The sequence below is a fragment of the Actinomyces sp. HMSC075C01 genome, from assembly GCF_001812965.1.
Lineage (GTDB): Bacteria > Actinomycetota > Actinomycetes > Actinomycetales > Actinomycetaceae > Actinomyces > Actinomyces acetigenes.
Map to the genome: position 1 here is coordinate 1 of NZ_KV810979.1, position 21991 is coordinate 21991.

Annotated in this window: 20 protein-coding genes and 1 pseudogene; 19 read left to right on the forward strand and 2 right to left on the reverse strand. The window is 68.6% G+C overall.

What is annotated here, in order from left to right:
* Positions 1 to 268 (reverse strand): annotated as a pseudogene (locus tag HMPREF2883_RS04580) (GntR family transcriptional regulator); the annotation flags it as partial.
* Between the two features lie 169 nt (positions 269 to 437).
* Here HMPREF2883_RS04580 and HMPREF2883_RS04585 point away from each other — a divergent pair.
* From HMPREF2883_RS04585 to HMPREF2883_RS04645, 13 genes are all read left to right on the forward strand, one after another.
* Positions 438 to 2063 carry an ABC transporter substrate-binding protein gene (locus tag HMPREF2883_RS04585; RefSeq protein WP_070659190.1) on the forward strand — a complete coding sequence of 542 codons (1626 nt, stop codon included), beginning with the start codon at positions 438 to 440 and terminating at the stop codon, positions 2061 to 2063.
* A gap of 206 nt (positions 2064 to 2269) precedes the next feature.
* Positions 2270 to 3235 (forward strand): ABC transporter permease, encoded by a 966-nt coding sequence (locus HMPREF2883_RS04590; protein WP_070659191.1) that lies wholly within the window; start codon positions 2270 to 2272, stop codon positions 3233 to 3235.
* A complete protein-coding gene (locus tag HMPREF2883_RS04595) occupies positions 3235 to 5385 on the forward strand; it encodes a dipeptide/oligopeptide/nickel ABC transporter permease/ATP-binding protein (RefSeq protein ID WP_070659193.1) in 2151 nt (716 codons plus the stop codon). The genes HMPREF2883_RS04590 and HMPREF2883_RS04595 overlap by 1 nt, the downstream gene beginning before the upstream one ends.
* Positions 5385 to 6212, forward strand: coding sequence for an ATP-binding cassette domain-containing protein (locus HMPREF2883_RS04600; protein ID WP_070659194.1), 828 nt, complete (start codon positions 5385 to 5387; stop codon positions 6210 to 6212). Before HMPREF2883_RS04595 ends, HMPREF2883_RS04600 begins: the two co-directional genes overlap by 1 nt.
* 200 nt (positions 6213 to 6412) lie before the next feature.
* Positions 6413 to 7333: a dihydrodipicolinate synthase family protein gene (locus HMPREF2883_RS04605; protein ID WP_070659195.1), complete on the forward strand. Its 921-nt coding sequence runs from the start codon at positions 6413 to 6415 to the stop codon at positions 7331 to 7333.
* 171 nt (positions 7334 to 7504) lie between these two features.
* Complete coding sequence (locus tag HMPREF2883_RS04610; protein ID WP_070659197.1) at positions 7505 to 8545, forward strand: ROK family protein; 1041 nt, start codon at positions 7505 to 7507, stop codon at positions 8543 to 8545.
* Between the two features lie 36 nt (positions 8546 to 8581).
* Positions 8582 to 9331 carry an N-acetylmannosamine-6-phosphate 2-epimerase gene (locus HMPREF2883_RS04615; RefSeq protein WP_070659199.1) on the forward strand — a complete coding sequence of 250 codons (750 nt, stop codon included), beginning with the start codon at positions 8582 to 8584 and terminating at the stop codon, positions 9329 to 9331.
* Between the two features lie 202 nt (positions 9332 to 9533).
* Positions 9534 to 9815 carry an HU family DNA-binding protein gene (locus HMPREF2883_RS04620; RefSeq protein ID WP_003783064.1) on the forward strand — a complete coding sequence of 94 codons (282 nt, stop codon included), beginning with the start codon at positions 9534 to 9536 and terminating at the stop codon, positions 9813 to 9815.
* 205 nt (positions 9816 to 10020) lie between these two features.
* A complete protein-coding gene (locus HMPREF2883_RS04625) occupies positions 10021 to 10866 on the forward strand; it encodes an ABC transporter ATP-binding protein (RefSeq protein ID WP_070659201.1) in 846 nt (281 codons plus the stop codon).
* Positions 10842 to 12566, forward strand: coding sequence for a transporter (locus HMPREF2883_RS04630; RefSeq protein WP_070659203.1), 1725 nt, complete (start codon positions 10842 to 10844; stop codon positions 12564 to 12566). Before HMPREF2883_RS04625 ends, HMPREF2883_RS04630 begins: the two co-directional genes overlap by 25 nt.
* 140 nt (positions 12567 to 12706) lie before the next feature.
* Entirely contained in the window at positions 12707 to 13447 is a 741-nt protein-coding gene (nagB, locus tag HMPREF2883_RS04635; RefSeq protein WP_070659205.1) for a glucosamine-6-phosphate deaminase, read from the forward strand.
* A 92-nt stretch (positions 13448 to 13539) separates the two neighbouring features.
* Positions 13540 to 13905: a DUF3039 domain-containing protein gene (locus HMPREF2883_RS04640; protein ID WP_004565276.1), complete on the forward strand. Its 366-nt coding sequence runs from the start codon at positions 13540 to 13542 to the stop codon at positions 13903 to 13905.
* Positions 13902 to 15725 carry a DEAD/DEAH box helicase gene (locus tag HMPREF2883_RS04645; protein WP_070659207.1) on the forward strand — a complete coding sequence of 608 codons (1824 nt, stop codon included), beginning with the start codon at positions 13902 to 13904 and terminating at the stop codon, positions 15723 to 15725. Before HMPREF2883_RS04640 ends, HMPREF2883_RS04645 begins: the two co-directional genes overlap by 4 nt.
* Before the next feature lie 53 nt (positions 15726 to 15778).
* Here the strand turns inward: HMPREF2883_RS04645 and HMPREF2883_RS04650 are convergent, their stop codons facing one another.
* Positions 15779 to 17191, reverse strand: a complete 1413-nt coding sequence (locus HMPREF2883_RS04650) for a nicotinate phosphoribosyltransferase (RefSeq protein WP_075371458.1) — start codon at positions 17189 to 17191, stop codon at positions 15779 to 15781.
* Between the two features lie 38 nt (positions 17192 to 17229).
* Between HMPREF2883_RS04650 and clpS the strand changes: the two genes are divergently transcribed.
* From clpS to HMPREF2883_RS04680, 6 genes are all read left to right on the forward strand, one after another.
* Complete coding sequence (clpS, locus tag HMPREF2883_RS04655; protein ID WP_070659208.1) at positions 17230 to 17565, forward strand: ATP-dependent Clp protease adapter ClpS; 336 nt, start codon at positions 17230 to 17232, stop codon at positions 17563 to 17565.
* Positions 17565 to 18251 (forward strand): DUF2017 family protein, encoded by a 687-nt coding sequence (locus HMPREF2883_RS04660; protein WP_070659210.1) that lies wholly within the window; start codon positions 17565 to 17567, stop codon positions 18249 to 18251. The genes clpS and HMPREF2883_RS04660 overlap by 1 nt, the downstream gene beginning before the upstream one ends.
* 30 nt (positions 18252 to 18281) lie before the next feature.
* Positions 18282 to 19145, forward strand: coding sequence for a glutamate racemase (gene murI, locus HMPREF2883_RS04665; RefSeq protein WP_070659212.1), 864 nt, complete (start codon positions 18282 to 18284; stop codon positions 19143 to 19145).
* Positions 19142 to 19939 carry an MBL fold metallo-hydrolase gene (locus HMPREF2883_RS04670; protein ID WP_070659213.1) on the forward strand — a complete coding sequence of 266 codons (798 nt, stop codon included), beginning with the start codon at positions 19142 to 19144 and terminating at the stop codon, positions 19937 to 19939. The genes murI and HMPREF2883_RS04670 overlap by 4 nt, the downstream gene beginning before the upstream one ends.
* Positions 19936 to 20466, forward strand: a complete 531-nt coding sequence (locus HMPREF2883_RS04675; RefSeq protein WP_256277325.1) for a DUF3054 domain-containing protein — start codon at positions 19936 to 19938, stop codon at positions 20464 to 20466. The genes HMPREF2883_RS04670 and HMPREF2883_RS04675 overlap by 4 nt, the downstream gene beginning before the upstream one ends.
* Positions 20467 to 20551: 85 nt before the next feature.
* The gene (locus tag HMPREF2883_RS04680) at positions 20552 to 21991 is read left to right on the forward strand and encodes a L,D-transpeptidase (protein WP_070659218.1); all 1440 of its coding nucleotides are present in this window, start codon (positions 20552 to 20554) and stop codon (positions 21989 to 21991) included.

The following is a 21991-nucleotide window of genomic DNA, read 5'->3' on the forward strand; positions in this document are numbered from 1 at the left end:
CGCACAGCTGGGACTCCGTCGGCAACGCATCACCTATCTGCAGGCCGGAGCGCAGGATGTAGTTCTTAATCTCGGTCATCGTCGCCTCCGCCTGAGTGGCGGGCGACGACATCAGCGTGGAGTAGGGACCGTGAGGGATGATCGGCTCATCGGTCGTGAGTGTGATGTTCGTCTCTTTGTCTGTGGTGACGGTTACCTGTGGTGCGGATGCTCTGTTCACGGTGCTGCTTTTCTTGGTGTCGGCCATGGTTCTTGCCCTGTCAATCATTGTTGATCACTACGATGTGATTCCGCTCGTCGAACGACTCGCCCCAGCAGTGGGGCGAGGGTTGCGATTGTCTTGCCTGCGAGGTTGTGAGTGGTCTGGACGCCCTGACTTCTGCTACAGTCATCCTACCAACGTCAGACATAAGACGTCAGACATCAGGAGAGAATCAATGGCGATCACGACTCCGGCCGGCTCCAGCCGCCGGGACTTCATCAGGCTGACCGGCACCCTCGGAATGGCTGCTGGCCTGGCTGTCAGCCTTGCGGCCTGCGGCGGTAGGGGCAAGACCTCGGGTGGCGCGAAGGCCAGCGGCGTGGCTGCCGATCAGGAGGTCACCCACAAGGACGGTGTCATCACCGCAGGTATTTCCTACGAGCTGGGCACCAACGGCTACGACCCGATGACGACGTCGTCGGCTCTGACGGTCGCTGCCAACTGGCACACTCTGGAGGGGCTCACCGAGCTCCACCCGGCCACCCGTGAGGTGTACGCGGCGCTGGCGGCGGAGATGCCCAAGAAGGTGGACGACACCACCTATGAGGTCGCGCTGCGTAAGGACGCGAAGTTCTCCGACGGCTCGGCCGTGACTGCCGACGACGTCGTCTTCTCCTTCACACGCGTGCTCGACCCGGCCAACAAGTCGCTGTACTCCCAGTTCCTGCCTTTCATCGACAAGGTGGAGGCCAAGGACGCAGGCACGGTGACCATTAAGCTCAAGTACGCCTTCTCCCTGGTGGCCGAGCGTCTGAGCGTGGTCAAGATCGTCCCCAAGGCGATCGTTGAGGCGGACGCCAAGAAGTTCAACATGAACCCCGTCGGAAGCGGTCCCTACAAGATGACCGACAACGGTGCCGGCAGCCAGAAGCTCGTCTTCGAACGCAACGACAAGTACAACGGCCCTCGCCCGGCGCTGGCCAAGTCCATGACCTGGCAGATCCTGCCCGACGACACCACCCGCACCAACGCGATGACCTCTGGCTCCGTGCAGGCCATCGACGCCGTCCCGGCGGCCAACCTCAAGACGCTCAAGGATCCGGTTAAGGTGGCGGCGCAGCAGGGCTTCGGGCTGCTCTTCGCCATGTTCAACCACACCACCTTCTCCAACGTCAAGGCCCGGCAGGCGGTGCTCTACGCGCTGGACTACGCCAAGATCTGCGACACCGGCATGGCCGGCCTGGCGACGCCGGCGACCTGCTTCGTCCAGGACGGGCACCCCGCGTACAAGAAGGCTAAGACGGTCTACTCCAAGGACGCAGCCAAGGCCAAGTCGCTCCTGGCGGAGGCCGGCATCACGACCATCAACCTGCTGTGCACGGACCACGGCTGGTTCTCGGCCGTCAGGCCCATCATCCGTGAGAACCTCGAGGCCCTGGGGGTGACGGTCAAGTACGACGAGAAGAAGTCTGCGGACACCTACTCCTTCATCGACTCCGGACAGGGCACGTGGGACGTGCTGATCGCTCCCGGGGACCCCTCGGTCTTCGGTAATGACGCGGACCTGCTCATGCGCTGGTGGTACGGCGGCGATGTGTGGACCGAGACTCGGATGCACTGGAAGGGGTCGGAGAGTCAGGTCGCGGTCCAGGGGCTGCTTGAAGAGGCGGTCAAGCTGGAGGGCGACAAGCAGGTCGCCAAGTGGCGGGAGATCTTCGACAAGCTCTCCGAGGAGGTGCCGCTCTACCCGATCTTCCACCGCAAGGCTCCGACGGCCTATGACTCGACGACGTTGGAGAACTTCAAGCCGATCGCGCTGACCGGTCTGTCCTTCGTGGGGACGGGGTCGTCCAAGTCCTGAGGGTCGTGTGTGGGCGGTGCGGCAGTCACCAGCGGGTGCCGCACCGCCCGTGCCGTGCTCATGGCGTCATGCGTCCGAGATGAAAGCAACGGACTTGCAATCTGACGTCAGACATCAGACAATCGGCGTGGCGGCTCGCTCTGCGGCTGCCATGCCACCCAGCCGCCACCTCAGGCGGCAGGACGCTAACGCAAAGGAGCATTTCAGTGTCCAACCTCATCCGCCTGATCGGACGGCGCCTGGTCGCGCTGCCGGTCATGGTGCTGGGCGTGACGCTGCTCGTCTTCGTCGTCATGTCATTCTCCTCGGCGGACCCAGCGCGTCTTGCGCTGGGCGAGTCGGCCACGCCTGACGCCCTCGAGCAGTACCGAGTCGCCCACCATCTCAATGATCCCCTTCTCCAGCGGTTCTGGGAGTACCTCCTGGGTCTGATCCACGGCGACCTCGGCACCTCCTTCACCGGCGTCAAGATCACCGGCATGGTGGCCGATGCGTTTCCGATCACACTCCAGCTGACCTTCATCGGAATCTTCGCAGCCGTCATCGTGGCCACGATCCTGGGAATCATCGCGGCCCTCTACCGCGACAAGTGGCAGGACCAGGTCATCCGCGTCATCTCCATCGCGTGCCTCGCCACCCCGTCCTTCTGGCTTGCCCTACTGCTCATTCAGTGGTTCTCCGACATTCCGGGGGGAACGGGGACCTTCCCCGCTCTGGTGTCCGAGTGGGTTCCCTTCAGCGAGGATCCGGGAACGTACCTCAATCAGATCTTCCTGCCGGCCCTGGCCATCGCGGTGCCCAACGCCGGCTCGCTCACCCGTGTGGTGCGTACCGCCATGGTTGAGGAGCTCGACCGCGACTACGTGCGCACCGCCATCGGCGGCGGTATTCCCAAGAACGTCGTTGTGGCCCGCAACGTGCTGCGCAACGCGCTCATCACTCCGCTGACCGTGCTGGGACTGCGCATCGGCTACGCCATGGGAGGCGCCGTCGTCATCGAGATGATCTTCAACATCAAGGGAATGGGCCAGCTCATCTTCCAGGGCATCACCCGCAACGACGTGAACATCGTCCAGGGCGTCTCCATCACGGTGGCACTGGCCTTCATCATCATCAACATCGTCGTTGACATGCTCTACGTCCTCGTCAACCCACGAATCAGGAGCATCTGATGCTGCACCGCTCCACACTGGATAAGGCCTCGCGGCCCGGGCTGCGCTTCCAGGGCTGGAAGGCGCTTCCTGTCGGCTCCAAGATCGCCATCATCGTGCTGGGCCTCATCGCCCTGGTCGCCATCCTGGCTCCCATCATCGCCCCTTACTCTCCCGGTGCCACCGGACTGGCGGAGACCAAGACGACCTCCTACATCGAGGGCGTCGGTGAGGTGACCTCCTCCGATCCTGTCGTCGCCCCGTCTGCGTCGCACCTGTTCGGGACGGACGGCACCGGTCGTGACATCTTCTCCCGTGCCGTCTACGGCGCCAGGGTCTCGCTGGTCGTGGGCCTGACGGCCACTGGCCTGGCCCTCGTGGTGGCCTCGGTCCTCGGCGCCATCGCCGCCACCTCCCGCAAGTGGATCGCTGAGACGCTCATGCGCGTGCTCGACGTCGTCATGTCCTTCCCGGGCATCGCTCTGGCGGCCGTCCTCGTCTCGGCGATGTCGACCCGCCTGCCGATGCTGCCGGTCATCATCGTCTCCATCGGCATCCTCTACATCCCCCAGCTCACCCGCGTGGTGCGCGCCAACATCATCTCCCAGTTCGGGGAGGACTATGTGGCCGCCTCCAAGGTGATGGGTGCCCCGGTGCCGTGGATCCTCCTCAAGCACGTGGCCCGCAACTGCATCGCCCCCATCATGGTCTTCGCGACCGTCCTGGTGGCTGACGCGATCGTCTTCGAGGCCTCGCTGTCCTTCATCGGTGCGGGCATCAAGTCCGTCAACACCCCGACCTGGGGCAACATGCTCTCCGAGGGCAAAGAGCTGCTCCTGTCGGGCCACTGGTGGCCGACCTTCTTCCCCGGCCTGCTCATCCTCATCACCACCCTGTGCCTCAACGTCCTGTCCGAGGGGCTCACCGACGCGATGGCCTCGCCGCGCATCAAGGCCAAGCCCGACGTCCAGGCCGATGAGGAGGCCATGGAGGCCCAGGAGACCCTGGAGGCCTGGGACGACGCCGCCGAGGCGGTGGTCGCCAACGCCTCCGTCGCCGATGGTGATGACGCCACGAACGGGCTCAGCTCGCTGACCGGCGTCGTCGCTCCTGCAGCAGAGGACGTTTCTCTGTCCGAGCGGCTCAGCTCCCTGCGGGTGGCCGAGCTCGCCCGGAAGGACCGGCTGGTCTACGAGGACACCGGTGAGGACCCGGTCCTGGAGGTCAAGAACCTCTCGATCGCCTTCCCCGAGCAGCACGGTGAGGTCAACATCGTCGACGGCGTCTCCTTCTCCGTGCGCCCCGGCGAGACCATGGGACTGGTGGGGGAGTCCGGCTGCGGCAAGTCCATCAGCTCGATGGCCGTCATGGGGCTGCTGCCTCCCTCGGCCCGGCTCTCCGGTGAAATCCTCTTCAAGGGGCGCAACATCCTTAAGATGACGCCCGCCGAGCACAACGCACTGCGCGGTCACGAGATGAGCATGGTCTACCAGGACGCCCTGTCCTCGCTGAACCCCTCCATGCTCATCCGCACCCAGATGGCTCAGCTCAGCGCGCGAGGAGGCACTCGTAGCGCTTCCGAGCTGCTCGAGCTGGTGGGGCTCGACCCCAAGCGCACGCTGCGCAGCTATCCGCACGAGCTCTCCGGCGGTCAGCGCCAGCGCGTTCTCATCGCCATGGCGCTGACCCGCGACCCCGCCCTGGTCCTGGCCGACGAGCCGACGACCGCCCTGGACGTGACCGTCCAGAAGCAGGTCATCGACCTGCTCAACGAGCTGCGTGAGAAGCTCGGCTTCGCGATGGTCTTCGTCTCGCACGACCTGGCCCTCGTGGCCAAGCTGGCGCACCGGATCACCGTGATGTACGCGGGCCAGGTGGTGGAGCAGGCGCCCACCAGCGAGCTGCTGGCCAACCCGGTTCACGAGTACACCCGGGGCCTTCTCGGGGCCGTGCTCTCCATCGAGGCCGGCTCCAAACGGCTCCACCAGGTGCGAGGGGTCGTCCCCTCACCCAGCGAGTTCGTCAAGGGAGACCGGTTCGCCCCGCGATCGTCCCACCCGACGGTCGGACTTGAGACCCGTCCGGTGCTCAAGCCCGTGCCGGGCACGACGGAGCACAGCTACGCCATCACCCCCGAGCTCGAGGCTCTGCTCGCGAAGGAGAAGCACTGATGTCGCCCAACACGTCTGCATCGTCCTCATGGAGCGAGGACCAGCCGGTCGTCGAGCTCAGGGACGTCAACGTCATCCACAAGTCCCGCACCGGTGGCCTGTTCAACCCGGACACGGTGCACGCGGTCAACAACGTCTCGCTGAGCGTCAAGCGCGGAGAGACACTGGGGCTCGTGGGGGAGTCGGGATGCGGCAAGTCCACGACCGCCCGAGTCATGGTGGGGCTGCAGCCGGTCACCTCCGGTGAGGTCATCTTCAAGGGCCGTCCGTTGGGGCGCTCGGCCTCGGACCGTCGCGAGCTGGGACGCAGCATCTCGGTGGTTTTCCAGGATCCGGCCACGGCCCTCAACCCGCGCATGATCGTGCACGACGCGCTCATTGACCCGCTCAACGTCCACGGAATCGGGTCCTCCAGGGAGCGCGAGGCCCGGGTTCGCGACCTGCTCCACCTGGTCGGGCTGCCCCCCAGCGCACTCAACGTGCTGCCTCGGCAGATCTCCGGTGGTCAGCGCCAGCGCGTCGCCATCGCCCGAGCGCTCGCTCTGGACCCCGACATCATCGTGGCCGACGAGCCCACCTCCGCCCTGGACGTCTCGGTGCGCGCCCAGGTGCTCAACCTCCTCCAGGACCTCAAGGCCTCCTTGGGGCTGGGGCTGGTGTTCATCAGTCACGACATCAACACGGTGCGCTACGTCTCGGAGCGGATCGCCGTCATGTACTTCGGCAAGATCCTCGAGATCAACACCACTGAGGAGATCTTCAACAACCCTCAGGAGGAGTACACGCGCACTCTGCTGTCGGCAGTGCCCTCGCTGCTCGATGTCTGAGTAGACGGCCCCGGTCGCGGCCGGGGCCGTCAGCACCTCCAGTGAGGGGCGGACCCACTCGGGTCCGCCCCTCACCCGGCGCATCAGGGCGCCGGCAAACCCAGGCACCGGGGTGGCGCCAAGCGGGAGCATCTGCAACAATACCTCGTGACGTCAGATGTCAGACGTCCGATAACCTTTCAATGAAGAGAGTCACCACAATGGACAACCGTTTCACCGGCGTCATCCCGCCGGTTGTCACCCCTTTCACCGCCGAGGGCGAGGTTGACTTCGACAGCCTGGACAAGGTCGTCGAGCACCTCATCGCCGGTGGTGTCAACGGCCTGTTCGCCCTGGGATCCTCCGGAGAGGTCGCCTACCTCACCGACGCCCAGCGCGACGCCGTCATCGAGCGGGTCGTCAAGGCCGCGGCAGGGCGCGTCCCGGTGCTTGCCGGTGCCATCGACACCACCGCCCACCGGGTCATCGACCAGGCTCGCCGGGCTGCCGCCCTGGGCGCCGAGGCGATCGTGGCCACCTGCCCGTTCTACGCGCTCAACGACGCCGAGGAGATCAAGGCCCACTTCCGCGCCATCGCCGCGGCCATTGACGTCCCCGTCTTCGCCTATGACGTTCCCGTGCGCCTCGGCGGCGCCAAGCTCGGTTGCGACCTGCTCGTCGAGCTGGGCAAGGAGGGCGTCCTGGTCGGTGTCAAGGACTCCTCCGGCAACGACGTCGCCTTCCGCAGGCTGGTTGCCGCCAACGAGGCCGCCGGCCACCCCCTGGCCCTTCTGACCGGCCACGAGTGCGTCGTCGACGGCATGCTCCTGCTGGGCGCCGACGGCCTCGTCCCCGGATACGGCAACGTGGACCCGGTCCGCTACGCCCAAATGTGGAAGGCCTCCCGTGAGGGGGCGTGGGACGAGGTGCGCCGCCTCCAGGACGAGGTGTGTGCCGGCTTCGAGATCGTCTTCGTGCCCCAGGGCCGCTCGGCCGACGCGACCGGTATCGGAGCCTTCAAGACCGCCATGGAGGCGATCGGGATCATCGCCACCAACGAGATGGCCTTCCCCGTCAAGGCTCTCGAGGGTGAGACCAAGGAGCGGGTTCTGCAGATCGTCAAGGCCCAGGGCCTCATCTGACGTCCCGACGGCTGCATGCCCGTGGCCGTCATCTTGGCTGCCACGGGCATGCAGCCGCCATCGCAACGGCGAGGCCTCGATCCTCCTCTCAAGCGGCTTCCCGCGGCCGCCCTCATCCCCTCTACTTTTCAACCCGGCGCGCCAGCGCCCAACCTCCCGTCGGAGAGCGTCATGAGTCAGGATGTCCTCCCATCCGCCCCCCTCAATCCACCACCATCGTCGTCCGGCCAGGATCCGCTCGTCGTCGGACTCGACCTGGGCGGCACCAAGATGGCTGCCGCGCTGGTCGACGCCGGCGGAGCCCTGCAAGGGCCGGTGAGCTCCTGCCCGACCCCGGCTCACGACGGTCCTGCCGCCATGCTCGATGCCATCAGCGGCCTGATCGCGAAGGTCGTCGAGACCGGAACGCACCAGGAACCCGGCAAGGCCGCGGCGATCACGGCGGTCGGAATCGGCACCGCCGGCGTCGTCGACGTCGAGCGCGGGACCATCCTGTCGGCCACCGACGCCATCACCGGATGGGCCGGCACACAGGTCGCCGCCGGTGTTCAGAAGCGGCTCGCCGGCCAGGGGCTGGGTGAGCTGCCGATCCACGTCGAGAACGACGTCGACGCCTATGCCGCCGGAGAGGCCTGGCTCGGTGCCGGCACCGGGGCCGAGGTCGTCCTCATGGTGGCGGTGGGCACCGGGGTCGGCGGAGCCCTCGTCATCGAGGGGCGAACCCGCAGGGGTGCCCACCACGTGGCCGGCGAGATCGGCCACGTCCCCGTCCCCGGGGCCCAGGGCGAGCCCTGCACCTGCGGCAGGACGGGGCACCTGGAGGGTATCACCGCGGGGCCGCAGATCCACCGCCGCTACCTGGCCAAGGGCGGAGCCCCCGACGTTCCCGACGCCCGCGGGGTCGAGGAGCGCGCCGCTGCCGGGGACGACATCGCCGCGGAGGTCTACCGCGACTCGGCCGCCTGCCTGGGCAGGGCCCTGGCTGGACTGGTCACCGTGATCGACCCCGACGTCGTCGTCGTCTCCGGCGGCCTGGCTCGCGCCGGCGACCTGTGGTGGGAGCCCCTGCGGCAGACCTTCGCCGCAGAGATCATCGACCCCCTGGCCCCCATCAAGATCCTTCCCGCCACCCTGGGGACCACCGCGCCGATCGTCGGCGCGGCTCGCGGTGCCCTCGCCCTGGCCACCAGCAACGACAACCACCGCCCCTAGCCGTCGGCCCCGGGCCCCATCAGACAGGACACACCTATGACCGAGCAGTCACCCTCACAGTCATCAACACAGGCGCAGGCCGCCTCCGCGGGGATCCACCCCGTCCTGGAACGCCTCAAGGGAGGACTCATCGCCTCCGCCCAGGCCTACCCGGGCGAGCCCATGCGCGACCCGCGCACCATGGACCAGGTGGCTCAGGCCTGCGTCGCCGGCGGTGCCGTGGGCATCCGCGCACAGGGGCTGGCGGACCTGGCCCTCATCTGCCAGCACGTCGACGTCCCCGTCATCGGCCTGTGGAAGGACGGGCACGACGGCGTCTTCATCACCCCGACCCTCACTCACGCCATCGCCGTGGCCGCCACCGGAAGCCAGATCGTGGCACTGGACGGCACTCGGCGCCCCCGTCCCGACGGGCTGAGCCTGGCCCAGACCGTCGAGGGGCTGCGGGCGGCCCGTCCCGAGGTCCTCGTCATGGCCGACTGCGGCTCCCTGGATGACGCCAAGGCCGCACAGGACGCGGGAGTGGACATCCTGGGGACCACTCTGGCCGGCTACACCGGGGAGCGCCCCAAGACCGACGGGCCCGATCTTGAGCTCGTCGATCAGGTCGTCGGTATCGCGGAGGTCCCCCTGGTGGTTGAGGGCAGGGTCCACACGCCCGCGCAGGCGGCCGCCGCCATGGAGCACGGGGCCTTCGCCGTCGTCGTCGGTACTGCGATCACTCACCCGACGACCATCACCTCGTGGTTCGCGGGCGCGCTGCCGGGCGCCTTGCGGAAGGGATGAACGGAAGGGCGCAAGGAAACGGCGCCGTTCCGCGAGTTGCTCTGCGTGTGACGGATGTGACTGCTGTGGCGCAAATGTGCGAATTGTTACTCGCTACCCAGCGCGACACTCCGGTCTGACCTGACAAACCCAAGGTTTTATGCGTAGCGTTGCCAGAAGTGGCACCACACAAGGGTGTCCGTCCACGATCGAGAGGGAAGACATGTCCGTCAACCGCACCGAGCTCATCGCCGCCATCGCCGAGAAGGCCGGCCTGACCAAGACCGACGCCGACGCCTTCCTGGGAGCCTTCCAGGATGTCCTCGTTGAGAACGTCGCCAAGGGTGAGGCCGTGAAGATCACCGGCCTCATGGGTATCGAGCGCGTCGAGCGTGCCGCACGCACTGGCCGCAACCCCCGCACCGGTGAGGAGATTCAGATTCCCGCCGGCTACGGCGTCAAGGTCACCGTTGGCTCCTCGCTGAAGAAGGCTGTCGCCGAGTGATACGTGGGGCCGCGCCCCTGACATCTTGATTCCGGCCCGTTGCCGCCCCGTCGAGGCGTGGCAACGGGCCGAATCATGTTCTCGTTGCGGTGTTCTCCTCATCGGGCTGATGATGCTCAGGGAGGTTCTCCTGGAGGAAGTCGGGATCGGTGATCTCCTCCTTGTGGCGGAGGGCTGAATGGGCGGGGGCTTTTACAGTGGAAACATGTCTGCTTCCACATTCGCGGTGAGCTCGCCCGACGGTACCGGCGCGGTGACGGCACTGGCCGGGGCCTCGCCCGCTCCCGCCTCCGTTCCAGCGCTTCAGATGAGGGGGTTGGTCAAGACCTTCGACCGCAAAGTCGCGGTGGATCGGCTGAGCCTCGACATCCCCGTGTCCAGCTTCTACGGCATCGTCGGCCCCAACGGGGCGGGAAAGACGACCAGCCTGTCGATGGCCACCGGACTGCTGCGTCCCGATGCCGGTCAGGTACTCGTTCATGGCGTTGACGTGTGGATGCAGCCTCAGCAGGCCAAGACCCTTCTGGGGGTCCTGCCCGACGGGCTGCGCACCTTCGACCGTCTCAACGGTCTTGAGCTCGTCACCTACTCCGGACTTCTGCGCGGGCTCGAGCGCGACGTCGTCGTCCCCCGGGCGACCGAGCTGGTCAAGGTGCTGGGGCTGTGGGAAGCCGGAACCACCCTGGTCGCCGACTACTCGGCGGGTATGCGCAAGAAGATTCACCTGGCCTGCGCCATGGTGCACTCGCCCTCCATCCTGGTCCTGGATGAGCCCTTCGAGGCCGTCGACCCGATCTCGGCCCAGACGATCCAGGCGATCCTGCGGGACTACGCCGCCGCCGGCGGCACCGTGGTCATCTCCAGCCACGTCATGGCCACCGTGCAGCGCCTGTGCGACCACGTGGCCATCATCAATGCCGGCCGGGTGGTCATCGCAGGCACGACGGAGCAGATCGCGGCCGGCGAGGACCTCGAGCAGCGCTTCACCGAGCTGGTGGGGGGCCAGGTGCGAACGGAGGGGCTGTCATGGTTGCGACCCTCGTCAAGCTGAAATGGCGCCTGACCCTCAATGCCCTGACCAAGAACGTCTGGGCCATCATCGGGACCGTGTTCGGGGCCCTCTACGGTGTCGGGGCGCTCGCCATGGTGCTGGCCGGCGCCGTCGGGCTGGGGCTGAAGGCCGATGCCGACGTCATCATGCTGGTGCTCGGGGCTCTCGGGGCGCTGCTGGTAGCCGGATGGGCAGTGGTGCCTCTGCTCATCACCGGGCTCGACTCCACCCTGGACCCTCGCGCCATGGCAGCCTGGGCCGCTCCGTCCAGAGGGCTGGCGCTCGGCCTGCTGGCCGCCGGCGCCGTGGGGATCCCCGGTTGCATCACGGCTGCCGTCTGCCTCATTCCGGTCCTCACCTGGCTACTGGCGGGCCAGCTCGCGGCGGCACTCCTGGCGCTGCTGTGCGCTCCGGCCGCCCTGGCCACCTGCGTCCTGCTGTCCCGGATCATCGTGACAGCCGCAGGCATCTCCTCCTCGCGCCGCGGACGAGAGACGACGGCGATCATCGCCTTCGTCGCCTTCATGGTGTGCACGCAGCTGCCGAATCTGATCCCCCGGCTCCTCGGAGACGATCCCACCGACATTCTTCAACCGCTCGGGACCCTGGCCAGGGTCATGGGCCTGAGTCCCTTCGGGTGGGCCTTCGCGGCCCCCGGTGTCATGGCCACCGGTTCCGTGCCGGCGGCCCTGGCACTGGCGATCGGCGCGTGGATCCTCCCCGTGATCCTGCTGCCCCTGTGGCAGCGCGTGGTGAACAAGGCGATGACCTCTCCCGGTACGTCGCACACCCGGACGCGGGCCTACGCAGCCGACGGCGCGGGAAGCGACGTCCAGCATCGTGGCCTTCCCGACGTACTGCCGTGGGCCCGCAGGCTCAGCGCCGCCCTGCCCGCGCCCGCCGCCGCTGTGGCGGCCCGCAGCCTGCGCTACTGGCGCACTGATCCCAGGTACCTGGTTCAGTTCGTATCCGTCCTGATCCTTCCTGTTGTGCTCGTTCTGGGTCCTGCTCTCAACTCCTCCCGATTCGTCGTCTACGTCAACGGTCAGCGGGTGGAGACCAGCTTCGCCCTCGGGCACGCACCGACTGCGCTGCTGTTCATGGCACCTGCCCTGGCCGTCTTCATGGGGTGGGCTCTCCACGACGACCTCGGAATGGACTCCACCGCCCTGTGGAGCCATCTCAGCGCCGGGATCAGCGGAGCACATGACCGCCTGGGGCGGGTGGTCGGGGCGGCCGTGTGGCAGGCCCCCGTCATGCTCGTCGTCGATGTGTTCATGGTCGTGTGGACAGGCCGATGGGAGGCGCTCCCCGCCGTCACCGGCGCCTGCCTGGCCCTCTATGGCAGCGCGCTGGCCTGGTCCTGCCTCGCCAGTGTTCTGCTGCCCTACGAGACACTCGCCCCCGGGGACAGCCCCATGCGCTCGCGGACCTCGGGGACGGCCTTCCTGGCCGCGCTCATTCAGATGGCGGCGATCCTGCTTCTGCTGGCCGTGTGCTCCCCGGTCCTGGGTGCGGCGATCTACGGCGTCGTCCAGGCGGCGCCGGTGTGGGAGTGGACGGCGCTCGTCGCGGGGATCGTGTGGTGCAGTCTGCTGCTGTGGGGCGGAGTCGTCATCGGCGGCCGGGCTCTGGACCGGCGAGGACCTCAGGTTCTCGCCACGATCCGCACCTGGCCGGGACATGCCCAGCCGGTGTGATCGCGCTGGTCACACCACGATGGAGTGATTGATTCTGATGATTCAGGGTAGGGTTGCTTTAAAGTCGCTCACTCAGGTAGCGGCTCCCAGGGATCAGTAAACTCCCCACCACTAGTCGTTGTGTCAGAGAGGACATCACCGTGCAGCTTGTCATTCTGGATTCCGCGCAGGCGATCGCGCAGCGGGCGGCCGACGAGATTGAGGCGCTGCTCAAGGACAAACCAGCAGCTGTGCTGGGGACCGCGACCGGCTCCTCACCCCTGCCCCTGTACGACGAGCTCACCGCTCGCTGCGCCGCCGGCCGCCTCAGCTTCGCCGAGGTCACTGGATTCATGCTCGACGAGTACGTCGGCCTGCCCGCCGGGCACCCGGAGCGCTACGCCACCTTCATGGAGACCAATCTGCGCTCCCGCGTCGACATGCGCCCCGGCGCCCTCCACGGCCCGGACGCGCTGAGTGAGGACCTCGAGGCGGCCTGCCGGGACTACGAGGCGCAGATGGCCGCGGCCGGATACTGCGACCTGCAGATCCTCGGCATCGGCTCCGACGGGCACATCGGGTTCAACGAGCCCGGCGGCGCCCTCGACTCGCGCACGCACCTGGGCGAGCTCCACGAGCAGACCCGCCGGGACAACGCCCGCTTCTTCGGCGGTGACGTCGAGGCCGTGCCCACCCAGTGCATCACCCAGGGGCTGGCGACCATCATGGAGGCCCGCAAGCTGGTCCTCATCGCCACCGGCGAGGGCAAGGCCGAGGCCATCGCCCAGCTCGTCGAGGGTGAGGTCAGCGCCCAGTGGCCGGCGACCGTCATGCAGCGCCACGACGACGCCCTCGTCCTGGTCGATCCCGCCGCCGCCGGCCGGCTCACCTCGAAGCACTGACGGCGGCGTCGGGCTCTCCTCAAGGGAGAGCCTTCCCACAGGGGCGGGGCGGGCCGCTGCCGGTGCGTGCTGTCCGACCTACACTGGGCGGCATGACAGACGTCCTCGCCAGTGCCGATCCCGGATCGCCCGGGGCCCCGACCGACCCGGCCGCCGAGCCCACCCAGGGTGTCGGTACGGCTGTCCTGGAGCGCGAGGAGCTCCAGTCGACCGATGACGGCGATGCCGACCGCTTCGCCCACTACGTCCGCAAGGACAAGATCGCCGCGGCCGCTGTCACCGGGCGTCCCGTTGTCGCCCTGTGCGGCAAGGTGTGGACGCCCGGGCGCGACCCGTCGAAGTACCCGGTGTGCCCCACCTGCAAGTCCATCTACGAGGAGATGCGCAACGGGGAGGGCTCCGGCGACGGCAAGGGGCCTCGCTTCCCCCGCTTCCCGTTCGGGCGAGGCGGTCGGTGAACGCCGCCCGCGGCGGCCAGGCGACCCAACCCACCCCGACGCGAGCCTCGACGTCGGCGGCCCAGAACCTCTCCCCGGCCTACCCGCGCCGCGCCGCCTGGGGGACCGCCGGTTCACTGCGTGCCTGGCAGGCCGCCGCGCTGGGGCAGTACCTGGAGACGATGCCTCAGGACTTCCTGGCGGTGGCCACTCCCGGGGCCGGCAAGACGACCTTCGCGCTGCGAGTGGCCACTGAGCTGCTCAGCTCCGGCGACGTCCACAAGGTGACGATCGTCTGCCCCACTGAGCACCTCAAGTACCAGTGGGCCGAGGCCGCCGCCCGCGTCGGCATCCATATCGACCCGTCCTACTCCAACTCCCAGGGGGCGCTCGGCTCACGCTTCGACGGCGTCGCCGTGACCTACGCCCAGGTGGCCGCCAACGCCAACCTCCACCGCGCCCGCACCGACCAGGCCCGCACCCTGGTCATCCTCGACGAGATCCACCACGGGGGAGACGCCCTGAGCTGGGGCGACGCGATCCGTGAGGCCTTCACCCCGGCGCGGAGGCGACTGGCCCTGACCGGAACACCCTTCCGCTCCGATACCTCCCCGATCCCCTTCGTGCGCTACAAGGAGGACGCCTCCGGAGCAAAGCGCTCCCAGGCGGACTACTCCTACGGCTACTCCGACGCGCTGCGCGACGGAGTCGTGCGCCCGGTGATGTTCATGTCCTACTCGGGGCAGATGCGGTGGCGCACCAAGGCCGGCGACGAGGTCGCGGCGCGCCTGGGCGAGCCCCTCACCAAGGACCTGGAGTCCCAGGCCTGGCGCACCGCGCTCGACCCGGCAGGGGAGTGGATCCCCGCGGTCCTGGCCGCCGCCGACCAGCGCCTGACCGAGGTGCGTCGCCAGGTCCCCGACGCCGGAGCCCTCGTCATCGCCTCCAACCAGACCAAGGCACGCGCCTACGCCAAGCAGCTGCGCGCCATCACCGGCGAGGCGCCCACCGTGGTCCTCTCCGACGACAACGGCGCCTCCAGCCGCATCGAGGCCTTCTCCGCCTCCACCGACCGCTGGCTGGTGGCCGTGCGCATGGTCTCCGAAGGGGTGGACGTACCCCGCCTGGCCGTGGGCGTCTACGCCACCTCCACCTCCACCCCGCTCTTCTTCGCCCAGGCGGTGGGGCGCTTCGTGCGCTCGCGGGCCAGGGGGGAGACCGCCTCGGTGTTCCTCCCCTCAGTCACGCCACTGCTGGCCCTGGCCGGGGAGATGGAGGTGGCCCGCGACCACGTCCTGCGCCGCCCCGACTCGGCGGTTCAGGAGGACGCCCTGTTCAACCCCGAGGACCGGCTGCTCGCCGAGGCCAACAAGGCTGAGAACGCCTCGGCCGAGCTGCTGCCGGGCTTCGAGGCCATGGACAGCCAGGCCGAGTTCGACCGTGTCCTCTTCGACGGCGGCGAGTTCGGCACCGGCGCCATGGTGGGCAGCATCGAGGAGCAGGAGTACCTGGGGCTGCCGGGCCTGCTGGAGCCCGAGCAGGTGACCGCCCTGCTGCGCCAGCGCCAGGACAAGCAGATCGCCTCCCAGAAGAAGCAGGCCGCCGCCGAGGCGCAGAGGCGCAAGAACTCAGGCGTCGACGACGCCCGGCGCCGGGCAGCGGCCCGTAAAGAGCTCTCCCAGCTGGTGGCCGCCTGGGCCCGTCGCTCGAGCCAGCCCCACGGCGTCGTCCACAACGAGCTCAGGCGCGTGTGCGGGGGGCCGGAGGTCGCGGCGGCCTCCACCGAGGAGATCGAGAAGCGCATCCAGACCCTGCGACGCTGGTTCGTCGGCAAGCGCTGATAAGGAGCGCCGGCCAGGGGCGGGATGCGCCCCTGGCCGGTCAGCGTCGGGGGTCAGCGTCGGGTGGCGCTTCGCCCGTCGATGTCGACGTGGCGGGTCGGCACCGCCGACTCACCATCGCTCAGACGCCAAGCGTCGTAGGGGAGCTCGGCACGGGACGCCCGGTGCCGCTCCGCCGCCGCGCTCAAGGCCTCCTTGCCGCGGTGCTCCTCGATGATCCGGCCCTCATCGACCAGGAGCACCTGAAGCGGCCGGGCACCGGCCTGGCTCAACGCCGACATCCCCTCGTCCTGCGAGCTGGAGGAGACCACCAGCTCCTCGGCGGCCGTGCCCTCGGAGGTGAGGATGCGGCCGGCCCACTTGCGGCCGCCCACGGTCGACTTGCCGCCCGAGGAGAACTTGGCGACCTCCTCCATGGTGCCGTCGGCGCCCTCGCGCTCCACCAGCTTGTAGACGAGCGCCGCGGTCGGGCGCCCTGAGCCCGTGACGAGCTTGGTGCCCACGCCGTAGGAGTCCACGGGGGCCGCCCCCAGCGCCGCGATGGCGTGCTCGTCGAGATCGTTGGTGACGGTGATCCTCGTCGACGTCGCCCCCAGGGCGTCGAGCTGGGCGCGCACCTTGAAGGCCTCGGCCACCAGGTCGCCGGAGTCCAGGCGCACCGCCCCGAGCTCACCACCGGCGGCGCGGGCCGCCTTGACCGCCCGCTCCACGCCGGTGGCGATGTCATAGGTGTCCACCAGGATTGTGGTGCTCGGTCCGAGGCTGGCCACCTGCGCGGCGAAGGCCTCCTCCTCCGTGTCGTGCAGAAGGGTGAAGGAGTGGGCCGAGGTCCCCACCGTGGGGATGCCGTAGCGGAGCCCCGCCTCCAGGTTGCTCGTTCCCACGAAACCGCCGACGACCGAGGCCCTGGCCGCGGCGACTGCCGCCTGCTCGTGGGCCCGGCGCGCTCCGAAGTCCACGCAGGGGCGCCCGTGAGCGGCGATGGTCATGCGGGAGGCGGCCGCGGCGACGGCACAGTCATAGTTGTAGATCGACAGGGCCAGGGTCTCCAGGATGCAGGCCTCGGCGAACGTGCCCTCCACAGTCAGCAGCGGGGAGCCGGCGAAGTAGCACTCGCCCTCGGCGTAGCCGCGGATCGTCCCGGTGAAGTGGTAGTCGCGCAGGAAGTCCAGGGTCTCGTCGTTGACGACCCCGGTGCGGTGCAGGAAGTCGATCTGGGAGCCGGTGAACGTGAAGGCCTCGATGGCATCCAGCAGCCGACCGGTGCCCGCCACGACACCGAAGCGGCGTGACCCGGGGAGCCTGCGGCCGAAGAGCTCGAAGACGCTGCGCCGGGAGGCGGCCCCCGATGCCAGCGCTCCTTGCAGCATCGTGAGCTCGTACATGTCGGTCAGCAAAGAAGTCGAGGCCGTAGACACGTCCAGGGAGGCGGCGGTGGGATCGGCAGAGGGCGCGTAGCTGTTCACAGGAACAATCTATCGCGGCTCACCGCTACCCTGGTGTCATGAGCGCCTCGTTGCCCGTTGCGGAACCGGAGATCCTGGAGGAGCCGCGTGCCCGCGCCCAGCGCCTGTGGTGCACCGTGGTCCACGACGACCCGGTCAACACGATGAGCTACGTGACCTGGGTGTTCCACTCCTACTTCGGTTTCTCGCTGCCTGTGGCCGAGGCGCGGATGATGCAGGTGCACACCGCCGGCCGCGCCGTGGTCTCCCGGGGGGCCCGCGAGCGCATGGAGGTCGATGTCACGGCGATGCACGGCTACGGCCTGCGCGCCACCATCGAGCCCATGGGCGACGATGGCGACGCCGGTGCGGACGACTCCTCGGGAGAATGGTGATGCGAGCCTTCCGCCGAGTCCCCGAGGGGCTGGTCTGCGGTCTTGAGGACTGGGAGCGCGAGCTGCTGGCCAGGCTGGCCCTGGAGGTGCGGGCTCTTCTCCAGGCGGATGCTCCCCCCACCCAGGAGGCCGACCAGTCCGAGACCCCCTCGGCGCCGCGCCCCGAGTCGGTGCGCCCGGGGGAGAGCGAGCGGGACCGTGAGGTCCTGGAGGCCCTGGACTTCGACCTCGATCCGCCGACCAACCACGTTCACGCCGGCCGCACGAACGCGGACCCCGTCGTCGCCGTCCTGCTCCCGCGGGCCTCGGAGGATCCCGTGACCGCGATGGAGGTCAGCAGCCTGACTCGTGCGCGCCTGCGGGGCGACAAGGTCGATCGCCTGGAGCGCCTGGCCGTCGAGCTGCGGGCGCCGTCGGGCCCTGAGGGAACGGTGCTCGTGGCCCCGGGCCAGGAGTCCGAATGGCTGGGGGCGGCCAATGACATCCGGCTCGTGCTGGCTCATCGCTTGGGCATCGAGTCGGCTCAGGACGCTGAACGCGTTCACGCAGCCGCCTTCCAGGAGGTCCCCGAGGAGGAGACGTCTCGCGAGCAGTGGTACCGGGGGACGGCGCTCGTCTACGACATGATCACCTGGTGGCAGGAATCACTGGTATCCGCGCTGTTCGGGGGCACAGGGCCCGCATAGTCTCGCGGTGTGAATGATGCTCCGATCGGGATGTTCGACTCTGGGGTTGGTGGCCTCACCGTCGCCCGTTCTGTCCTCGACCAGCTGCCCCAAGAGCAGGTGCTCTACATCGGGGACACGGCCAACAGTCCCTACGGTCCTCGGGACATCGCCGAGGTCCGGTCCCTGGCTCTGAGCATCATGGACGAGCTCGTGGACCGCGGGGTCAAGCTGCTCGTCATCGCCTGCAACACCGCCTCGGCGGCCGTCCTGCACGATGCGCGGGAGCGCTACACCCTGGGGCGGGGCGTCCCGGTCATCGAGGTCATCCACCCGGCGGCACGCACCGCGGCCCGAGTGACCCGCAATGGCAAGGTCGGTCTGATCGCCACCCGCGGGACGGTCGACTCGCGCGCCTATGACGACGCGCTCCAGGCCGTTCCCGGCGTCGAGCTCATCTCACAGGCGTGCCCGCGTTTCGTCGAGCTGGCCGAGCGGGGGGTGACCACCGGACCCGAGGTCCTCGACGTCGCCGAGGAGTACCTGGCCCCCATCAAGGCCGCCGGCGTGGACACCCTCATCCTCGGCTGCACCCACTACCCCCTGCTGGTGGGGCCGATCTCCTACGTCATGGGGCAGGACGTGACCCTGGTGACCTCCTCGGACGAGACCGCCAAGGACGTCTACCGGGCGCTGGCCGGCAAGAACCTTCTGCGCGGTCCCGATGCCCCCGAACCGCACCATGACTTCGCCTCCACCGGCGACCCGGAGGCCTTCTCCGTCCTGGCCCGGCGCTTCCTGGGCCCCGAGGTCACCGCTGTTGAGCATGTCGCCTTCACCTCCGAGGCAACCAGCGCCCCTGCCGGGCTGCCCCACCCTCCCTCACCTCCCGCCTCCCATAAAGGATCTGCATGAGACTCACGATTATCGGCTGCTCCGGCTCCATGTCGGGTCCCCAGTCCTCGGCCTCCTCCTACCTGGTGCAGGCCGAAGGAGTCGACGCCGACGGCGCGGTACGCACCTACTCGATCGTGCTGGACCTCGGGCCGGGGTCGATGGGACAGCTGCTGCGCCCCCTCGATCCCGCCGATCTCAACGCCATTGCGATCTCCCACTGCCATGCCGACCACATGGTGGATCTGGTCGGCATGCACGTCTACCGGCGCTGGCTGCCCACCGGGGCGCTCGGGCCGGTCGCCTGCCTGGGACCCTCGGAGCTGCTGGAGCGTCTCCAGGGGGTCGACGGCGTACCGCCCAGTGAGCGCTACGCCACGGAGTTCGGTTTCGTCACCGCCGTGCCCGGCAGGTCCTACAGCGTGGGCCCCCTGGTGATCTCACCCTTCGAGGCGTTCCACCCGGTGGAGGCCTACGGCTACCGGATCGAGGGGCCGAGTGAAGAGGACTCGACGCGGCGGGTCAGCCTGGCCTTCACCGGGGACACGGACACCTGCCAGGCGATGAGTGACATGGCTCAGGGCGTGGACCTCCTCCTGGCCGAGGCGGCTTTCGTCGAGGGCCGCGACACCGTGGGTGGCATGCACATGACGGGGCGTCGCGCCGGCGAGCTCGCCGCCCAGGCCGGCGCGGGGCACCTGGTCCTCACCCACATCCAGCCCTGGACGGATCCGGCCGTGCCCCTCAAGGAGGCCGCAGCGGTCTACTCCGGCCCGTTGGAGGCGGCGACGGCGGACGCCGTCTGGGAGCTGTGAGCGCTGACTGGCACGATCGCCCCGCTCAGGGACGACGGGTCTCCTTCACCCCGGCTCTTCCCGACGGGGTGGACTGCCCCTGGACCCGGGGCAGACGGACACGCTGGTGGCTGGTGGTTCCCGCGGACCTGGCGGCGGCGGCCCTCGTGGCCCTGTTCGGTGCCGCCTCCACCCACAGCCTGGGACAGGCTCCCGCGTCCCTGTGGCAGGCGGGTGCGGCCCTCGTCATCGCCTGGGGCGTGACCTGGGTGCTGCGACGCTCTCACCCCGATCATCTGGAGATGGCGCTGCCCGAGGGGCTCATCATCGTGGGAATCAGCTGGATGGTCTGGACCGCGTTGCGTCAGGTGACATCCGCCTTCGGCAACGTGTCCGCCATGGCCTCCTGGGCGGTGATGACCGGGGCCTTCCTGCTGGTGTTCCTGGGAGGATGTAGGTGGCTTTACGGCTACGTGCGCGCCCACGACTCCCTGACCCCCAAGCCCGTGGCGCGTCGCCTCGCCGAGCAGGAGCAGGACGGCAGCTAGCCCCGCGGCGGGCGGCCCCGGCTCATCTCAGTATCAGATCGCTGTTTTTATGGAATGACAACCCAGCCATTCGTACCTTGGCGCCATGCACCACTGCGCCAACCAGCGTCGACCGCATCGGTGGGTCGGCGTCCTGATCGCCGTCTCCCTCTTCCTGGGAGCAGCAGTGGGCGGATCCGTCGTCTACCTCCACAGGCACGAGGGGCGGGCTCCACGCGGAACCATCCTCATGGGCCAGGACGTGACCGGAATGGACCGGCCGACCCTGACCGCGCTCGTGCTTCAGCGGGCCGCATCGGTGTCACTGACACTGACCGTTAACGGAGCCCCCACCACCGTCCCACTCACCCAGATCGCCCAGATCGACGCCCGGACCACCGTGGAGGCCGCCGTGTCCGGAGCGGGGTCACTGACCACCCACCTGCACGGCGTCGTGGGGACACGGGAGGTGGCGGTGCGGTACACGATCAACAAGGAGGCCCGCGCCGCGCTGGTGTCGCAGCTGAGCAACACGTTGCGTGACCACGTCGTCGAGCCGGCAGTAACCTGGAACGAGGGCAGCGGCGGCTTCACCGCCTCACCGGGACGAGTCGGCGACGCCATCGACCCCGATGACCTCGACGCGGCTCTCGACGTCGCCGCACGCGAGCTGGCGAACCATACCGCGCCGGTGTCGATCCGCCGGGCCGAGCCCACGGTGAGCGCCCAGGCGGCGGACTCGGTCGCGCAGACGGCAACCACGTTGCTGGGCGCCGAGCTGTCAGTGACGGTCGACGGCGCAGCGCACACCGCCTCCAAGGCTCAGAAGGCCTCATGGATCGACTTCCTCGTCAACGAGGGCCGCATCGTGCCGACAGTCTCGCAAGAGAGGGTCAGGGCCTGGGTGACCTCCCTGAGCGCGCCCGAGGAGCGCAAACCGGTCAACGCCATCAACGACGTCGACTCGGCCGGCACGGTGCTCCAGCTCGCCCGCCCGGGCAAGTCCGGAAGGAAGGCCGGCAACATCGAGGCGGTGACAGGGGCACTCGTCCAGGGACTCGGTCAGGGCCGAAGCATCAGCCAGCAGATCAGCTGGAACGAGGTGCCCCACTCCACCGAGAGCCGGGTGGTGCCCAACGGGCCGGAGCGTTTCGCCTACCAGGCCAAGGCGGGGGAGAAGTGGATCGATGTCAACCTCACCGACTCGACGCTGACCGCCTACGAGGGCCAGAAGGTCGTCTACGGGCCGATCCTCATCAACCACGGCGGCGTCGGGCACGAGACCATCACGGGCACTTACAAGATCTATCTGCGCTACCAGGCGCAGGACATGGGGTGCACCCCCGAGTGGCCCTACTGCGAACGTGGGGTTCCGTGGGTGAGCTACTGGCACAGCAGCTACGCCCTCCACGGCGCTCCTTGGGTCAAGGAGTTCGGCATCGGGACGGATGAGTCCTCCCACGGCTGCATCAACATCCCGGTGCCGGACGCTCAGGCGATCTGGCAGTGGTCCGAGATCGGTACCACCGTGGTGACGCACTACTGA

What these genes read in the sequence shown, in the direction of transcription:
- clpS (WP_070659208.1), top strand. Translation starts at nt 17,230, where the DNA reads ATGAGCGCCTCGTTGCCCGTTGCGGAACCGGAGATCCTGGAGGAGCCG.
- HMPREF2883_RS04660 (WP_070659210.1), top strand. Translation starts at nt 17,565, where the DNA reads ATGCGAGCCTTCCGCCGAGTCCCCGAGGGGCTGGTCTGCGGTCTTGAG.
- HMPREF2883_RS04680 (WP_070659218.1), top strand. Translation starts at nt 20,552, where the DNA reads ATGCACCACTGCGCCAACCAGCGTCGACCGCATCGGTGGGTCGGCGTC.
- HMPREF2883_RS04610 (WP_070659197.1), top strand. Translation starts at nt 7,505, where the DNA reads ATGAGTCAGGATGTCCTCCCATCCGCCCCCCTCAATCCACCACCATCG.
- HMPREF2883_RS04600 (WP_070659194.1), top strand. Translation starts at nt 5,385, where the DNA reads ATGTCGCCCAACACGTCTGCATCGTCCTCATGGAGCGAGGACCAGCCG.
- HMPREF2883_RS04620 (WP_003783064.1), top strand. Translation starts at nt 9,534, where the DNA reads ATGTCCGTCAACCGCACCGAGCTCATCGCCGCCATCGCCGAGAAGGCC.
- HMPREF2883_RS04670 (WP_070659213.1), top strand. Translation starts at nt 19,142, where the DNA reads ATGAGACTCACGATTATCGGCTGCTCCGGCTCCATGTCGGGTCCCCAG.
- HMPREF2883_RS04585 (WP_070659190.1), top strand. Translation starts at nt 438, where the DNA reads ATGGCGATCACGACTCCGGCCGGCTCCAGCCGCCGGGACTTCATCAGG.
- HMPREF2883_RS04640 (WP_004565276.1), top strand. Translation starts at nt 13,540, where the DNA reads ATGACAGACGTCCTCGCCAGTGCCGATCCCGGATCGCCCGGGGCCCCG.
- HMPREF2883_RS04615 (WP_070659199.1), top strand. Translation starts at nt 8,582, where the DNA reads ATGACCGAGCAGTCACCCTCACAGTCATCAACACAGGCGCAGGCCGCC.
- HMPREF2883_RS04595 (WP_070659193.1), top strand. Translation starts at nt 3,235, where the DNA reads ATGCTGCACCGCTCCACACTGGATAAGGCCTCGCGGCCCGGGCTGCGC.
- HMPREF2883_RS04630 (WP_070659203.1), top strand. Translation starts at nt 10,842, where the DNA reads ATGGTTGCGACCCTCGTCAAGCTGAAATGGCGCCTGACCCTCAATGCC.
- HMPREF2883_RS04625 (WP_070659201.1), top strand. Translation starts at nt 10,021, where the DNA reads ATGTCTGCTTCCACATTCGCGGTGAGCTCGCCCGACGGTACCGGCGCG.
- HMPREF2883_RS04605 (WP_070659195.1), top strand. Translation starts at nt 6,413, where the DNA reads ATGGACAACCGTTTCACCGGCGTCATCCCGCCGGTTGTCACCCCTTTC.
- murI (WP_070659212.1), top strand. Translation starts at nt 18,282, where the DNA reads ATGTTCGACTCTGGGGTTGGTGGCCTCACCGTCGCCCGTTCTGTCCTC.